Below are 5366 nucleotides of genomic sequence, written 5' to 3' on the forward strand. Positions count from 1 at the left end.
CTACGATCCTGTCCGTGACGAGTTGTTCGCGGCGCGTCGCGGCGCCGGCGCGTTCCTTAACGGGACGCCGATCAAGCCGTCCGAGGCGACATCGCTCACCAACTCCACCGTCGAGGTCGGCTGGAACATGCGCGCGGGCGCCTCGAAATATCTCGATCTCATCCGCCGCGTGACGCTCTGGGGCGCGGCGCCGTTCCGCACCGGCTCCGGCGCGCTCGGGCTGGCCTACGTCGCCGCCGGGCGGCGCGACGGCTATATCGAGCACCACATGAATGCCTGGGACTGCCTTGCGGCCGCGCTCCTCGTGCAGGAAGCCGGAGGCTACGTCAGCAATTTCCTGGCCGGGGAAGGTCTGACCAAGGGCAATCCGATCATCGCCTGCGCGCAGGGGGTCAAGGACGCGCTCATCTCCGCGGTGGAGCTCGAAGGGATCGTGCTGTGAGCGAGGTCCTGCTCGCTCATGGCCACGCGCGCGCGACGATCGCGCTCGCCGGCGCCGAGGCGCGAAGCTGGACGGTCGACGGACGCGACCTCTTGTGGGCCGGCGATCCGGCGATCTGGACCGACATCAGCCCGATCCTCTATCCGGTCGTCGGCTGGACGCGCGACGGCGCCCGCATCGACGGCCGCGTTTACGCCCTCGGCCTGCACGGCTTCGCCCGGTTCGAGACCTTCGCGGTGGAGGCCTCGGGCCTGGATTTCGTCCGGCTGTCGCTCAAGGACAACCCGCGGACCCGCGCCGTCTATCCCTTCGCCTTCGCGCTCGCGCTCGAATACCGCCTCACCGACGACGCGCTCGGGATGACGATCGAGGTCGCCAACCCGGGCGATGAAGCGGCTCCTTACGCTTGCGGCCTGCATCCGGGCTTCCGCTGGCCGCTCGGCGCGGCGGGGCGCGACAGCGCGTTCGCGCGGTTCGAGAAACCCGAGAAGGCCGACGTTCCGGCGATCGCCCCGGGCGGCCTCATTGGCGCAGGCGTCAAGCGCGTGCCGCTGAACGGCCGCGACTTGCCGCTGAGCGACGCTCTGTTCGCCAACGACGCGGTCTGCTTTTTGAACTGCGCGAGCCGCTCGCTCGCCTTCCACGACGCCTCCGGCGCGTCGGTCACGATGGAGTTCCCGGGCTTCGACCACGCGGCGCTCTGGACCCGACCCGGCGCGCCGTTCGTTTGCCTCGAGGCCTGGACGGGCTACAGCGACCCGGATGGATTCGCCGGCGACCTGTTCGAAAAGCCGTCGATGCGCGTGCTTGCGCCCGGCGCGGGCGCCCGGCATGAGGCGAGGTTTCTGGTCAGAGGCTGAAGCGCCGCCCTCCGTCTACCGAGAGGCGCTGATTCGTTGAACACCCGCTTTCCGCAATGATAAGACATGAGGATCGGGGACTTACTCGCGAGGCGGCGATGAAGGATTTGAGAGGCAAGATCGCCTTTGTGACCGGCGCCGCGTCTGGCATCGGGCTTGGAATCGCGACCGCGCTCGCGCAGGCCGGCGTCAAGGTGATGCTCTGCGACATCGAGCAGGAGGCGCTCGCCAAGGCGGTCGAGAGGCTGAAGCAAACCAACGTCGACGTCGAAGGCGTGCGCGCCGACGTATCGCTGAAAGACGAGCTCGCCGCCGCAGCCGACGCCATCATCGCCCGCTACGGCAAAGTCCACATTCTGGTGAACAACGCGGGCATCGGCGGCGTAGGACCGTATGGCCTCTGGACCGAGGCCGGCTGGGATTGGACGATCGCCGTTAACCTGAGGGCCGTCGTCTGGGGCGTCTCGATTTTCGGCCCACTGATCGAGAAGCATCGCGAGGGCGGACACATTGTGTCCACCGCCTCGATCGCCGGGCTGATCTCGAGGAACAGCCTTCCATACAACGTGACGAAATACGGCGTCGTCGCCCTGTCCGAGGGCCTGCGTCTGGAGCTTGCTCCGCGCGGCATCGGCGTTTCGGTCTTGTGCCCCGGCTTCGTCCACACCCGGATCATGGATTCGATGCGCAATCTTCCGGAGCGGTTCGCCGCCGCCAGGCCGCCAGGGCCGCCGCCTGTGGAGGGTCCACTGGCCGAGCGCCTGAAATGGATGCGCGATCGCAACGATGCAGGAGTCGATCCGCTCTACGTCGGCGAACTCGTTCGCGAAGGCATCGAGAACGACTGGCCCTACATCATGACCGACGCCGAATACGAGCCCGTGATCGAAGCGCGTTTCGCTTCGATCAAGGAAGCATTCGATCGCATTCGCGACAGGACGCCGCGGCGTTGACTGAGCGCTGCTCGCCGGCCAATGGATATCGAATGACCAACGTTTACATCCTGGACGGCAAGGCGATTGCGGACGAGGTGATCGCTCGGGTTGCGGCCGAGGCCGCAGGACTCGCCCCGCGCGGCGTGACCCCGGGCCTCGCGACGGTGCTGGTCGGCGAGGACCCGGCGAGCCAGTCCTACGTCGCCTCGAAGGGCAAGGCCGCCAAGAGCTGCGGCTTCCATTCCGAGCAGCTGACGCTGCCGGCGACGACGAGCGAAGCCGAACTGCTGGCGCTCGTCGAGAAACTCAACGGCGACCCCGCGGTTCATGGCATTCTCGTGCAGCTTCCGCTGCCGAAGGCGATCGACGCCCCGCGGGTGCTGGAAGCGATCGACCCGAGGAAGGACGTCGACGGCTTCCATCCGATCAATGTCGGCCTGCTCTCGATCGGCGAAATGGCGCGCGCGCTCGTCCCCTGCACGCCGGCAGGCGCGATGATCATGCTCGACAAGGCCTGTGAAGCGCTTGGGACGACGCTCGCCGGCAAGGAGGCGGTCGTCATCGGCCGGTCCAACATCGTCGGCAAGCCGATGGCGCAACTCCTGCTCCAGCGCCACTGCACCGTGACGATCGCCCATTCGCGCACTCGCGATCTCCCCGCCGTCGCCCGCCGCGCGGACATTCTCGTCGCCGCCGTGGGCCAGCCGGAGATGGTGCGCGGCGATTGGGTGAAGCCCGGCGCGATCGTCATCGACGTCGGCATCAACCGCATCGCTGGCGAGGGGGTCGACGCCGCGGGCAAGCCGAAGACCCGCCTCGTCGGCGACGTGGCTTACGCCGAGGCGGCCGAAGTCGCGGGCGCGATCACGCCCGTCCCCGGCGGCGTCGGCCGCATGACGGTCGCGATGCTGATGGCGAATACGCTCGACGCGGCCAAGCGCGCGGCGGGGTAGGGGTCATTCCCCCGCCAGTCCGAAGGCGTAAAGCTTGTTGTTGACGCCGTTGATGCCGCCGATCTTGTAGCCCGAGCCCCAGTAGACGACGCCGTTGACGACGGCGGGGCCGGAGGCCACCGACCCGCCGCTCGCAAACGCCCATTTGACAGCGCCGGTCGCAGCGTCCAGCGCGTACATATTGGCCCCGTGCGGGGCCAGGGAGCCGGCGTAGACCACGCCGTCGCCGACGACGGTCAGCGCGCCGACATCGACCGCTCCCTGCGGATCGGGCGTTCGCCACAGGATGTTTCCGGTGGCGGGGGCGAGGGCGGCCCAGAAGCCTCCGGTGATGGTCTGCGGCTTGCCATCCGGAGACGGGATCGTGACCGGCGTATGGGCGGCGTTGCCGATCGAGACATAGATGCGCCGTCCATCGGTCGCGGATCCCCACATCATTCCGCCCAGTCGGCTTCCCGGACCGACCTCGGTCTTCCACACCACGTTGCCGGTCGCCGGGTCGAGCGCCCAAAAAACACCGCTCTTCTGCCCGACGCCCAGGAGCGGCGTGGGACGCCCGTCGATCTTGGTCGTGAGCAGCATCGGCCCTTGCGCGAAATCGTAGTCGGGGCCGTCGACGTGATCGAAATTCGTCGAGACGTCTGCGGGCAGCGTGCTCGTCGCCCAGGCGATGCGACCGGTCTTGAGATCGAGGGCCACGATGCTGTCGACGTGATTGTCCGGCGACGACGGCTCGCAATTGGCCTCGCCGGGCGCCCGGCACACGCCCGCCGGCACGGAATAATTGTTGCCCGTCGCCACATAGAGAAGGCCCGTGTCGTGATCGACGACCGGCGTGCTTCCCCATGCCGCGGCGCCGGTGTAGCCCTCGCCGGTCAGGTAGGTCTGCCAGAGGATCTTGCCGTCATCGGCGCTGAGCGCGACGACGCTGCCGCGGAACGTAGTCGGTTTGTTGATCGCCTCCGCTTTGGACGAAGTGCCGACATAAACCACGCCGTCATCCACGACGGACGCGCTGGTGACGATGGCGACCGGGTCGCTTTCGACCTTGGTGCTCCAGAGCAGGCGGCCCGACCTCGAGTCGACGGCAAAGAGGCTTGCGCCTTCGAGGACGCTGACGCCCTGTGTGCCCTCGCCCATAATCAGGGAGCCGCGCCAGGCGGCTGGCGTGGTTCGCGACGTATCGCCGGGGATGCCGGTGTAATCGCTGATCGCGTTCTTCCACACGACCCGGCCGGTTGCGGCGTCGATGGCCCACAGGCTGCCGCCAAAATCGGGAACGTAAACGACCCCACCGACGACAGCTGGGGTCGCGCTCACGTTGCCGTCGGTCGTCACTGTCCACTGCGGCTTGAGGTCGGCCACCAGGGTCGGGTCCAGGACATGCTCGTCCGCGGCATTTCGGGTGTTGTGGATGTCGCGGCCGAAGCACGGCCAGTCCGATGGCGCCGGCTCCGCCGCCTGAGAGAGCGCGGTCGCTGAGACAAGACCGACCGCCGCCAGGGCGAGCCTTGTCGCCGCGCCGTTCCGGCCGGGGTCCGCACTCGCGTCGCCTCTTTGCCGGGGCATCGCTCACCTCCAGAACGGGAACAACGCGGGGCTCGCGCACGAGAACGGGAAACTCCGCGCATGACCGGCAGGGTCGCGCGTCGCGACGGCGAGGCTATCACGGCCGGCGCGTTGCTGCCACGCCTCGGCGTCCCTGCGCGGCGAAGCGATTGACACGCTCCCGGGGCTCGCCAAACATCCCCCTCCGGCACGACACGCCGGAACACTGCGTCTGCCGCTCGGACAAGCTTTTTTCAGGGAGGATGACATGAAGGGCTGTTGGGTTTCCGCATGCGTTTCGGCCGCCGCGCTCGCCGCCGTCGTCGGATTTTCTCCAGCGTCGCAGGCCGCAGACGCCGGCAATTGGATCAGCAATTCTAAAAGAAGGGCATTTTTTGGGATTGAACGAAGCCGCTATCGCGGCGGAGGCGGAAGCGAGCGGGGGATCGGCGGGATGGAGTGAAGGTCCTCCTGCCTGAGAGGATGGGGTGGTCAAAGCCCACTCTCAGACAGGAGTTTCAGATGGCCGAGATGAGCCCTCTGCGTCGGCGGATGATCGAGGACATGACGATCCGCAATCTGTCGCCGGCGACGCAGCAATCCTACCTCTATGCGGTCTCGAAGTTCA

5 protein-coding genes and 1 pseudogene are annotated in these 5366 nt (G+C 67.6%); 5 read left to right on the plus strand and 1 reads right to left on the minus strand.

Annotated elements, in window-relative coordinates; genetic code table 11:
• The 4 genes from ACLP25_RS11650 to ACLP25_RS11665 form a co-directional block, all read left to right on the plus strand.
• Positions 1-442, plus strand: a 442-nt coding sequence (locus ACLP25_RS11650; protein ID WP_442469360.1) for an inositol monophosphatase family protein, incomplete at its 5' end; no start/stop codon positions are given.
• Complete coding sequence (locus tag ACLP25_RS11655; RefSeq protein ID WP_442469361.1) at positions 439-1302, plus strand: aldose 1-epimerase family protein; 864 nt, start codon at positions 439-441, stop codon at positions 1300-1302. The genes ACLP25_RS11650 and ACLP25_RS11655, both read left to right, overlap by 4 nt.
• A gap of 98 nt (positions 1303-1400) precedes the next feature.
• Positions 1401-2255, plus strand: coding sequence for an SDR family NAD(P)-dependent oxidoreductase (locus tag ACLP25_RS11660; RefSeq protein WP_442469362.1), 855 nt, complete (start codon positions 1401-1403; stop codon positions 2253-2255).
• A 32-nt stretch (positions 2256-2287) separates the two neighbouring features.
• Positions 2288-3190 (plus strand): bifunctional 5,10-methylenetetrahydrofolate dehydrogenase/5,10-methenyltetrahydrofolate cyclohydrolase, encoded by a 903-nt coding sequence (locus tag ACLP25_RS11665; protein WP_442469363.1) that lies wholly within the window; start codon positions 2288-2290, stop codon positions 3188-3190.
• A 3-nt stretch (positions 3191-3193) separates the two neighbouring features.
• Here ACLP25_RS11665 and ACLP25_RS11670 read toward each other — a convergent pair whose 3' ends face one another.
• A complete protein-coding gene (locus ACLP25_RS11670; RefSeq protein WP_442469364.1) occupies positions 3194-4759 on the minus strand; it encodes an outer membrane protein assembly factor BamB family protein in 1566 nt (521 codons plus the stop codon).
• A 501-nt stretch (positions 4760-5260) separates the two neighbouring features.
• Here ACLP25_RS11670 and ACLP25_RS11675 point away from each other — a divergent pair.
• Positions 5261-5366, plus strand: a pseudogene (locus ACLP25_RS11675) (tyrosine-type recombinase/integrase); the annotation flags it as partial.

The sequence above is a fragment of the Roseiarcus sp. genome (assembly GCF_052145395.1).
Taxonomy (GTDB): domain Bacteria; phylum Pseudomonadota; class Alphaproteobacteria; order Rhizobiales; family Beijerinckiaceae; genus Roseiarcus.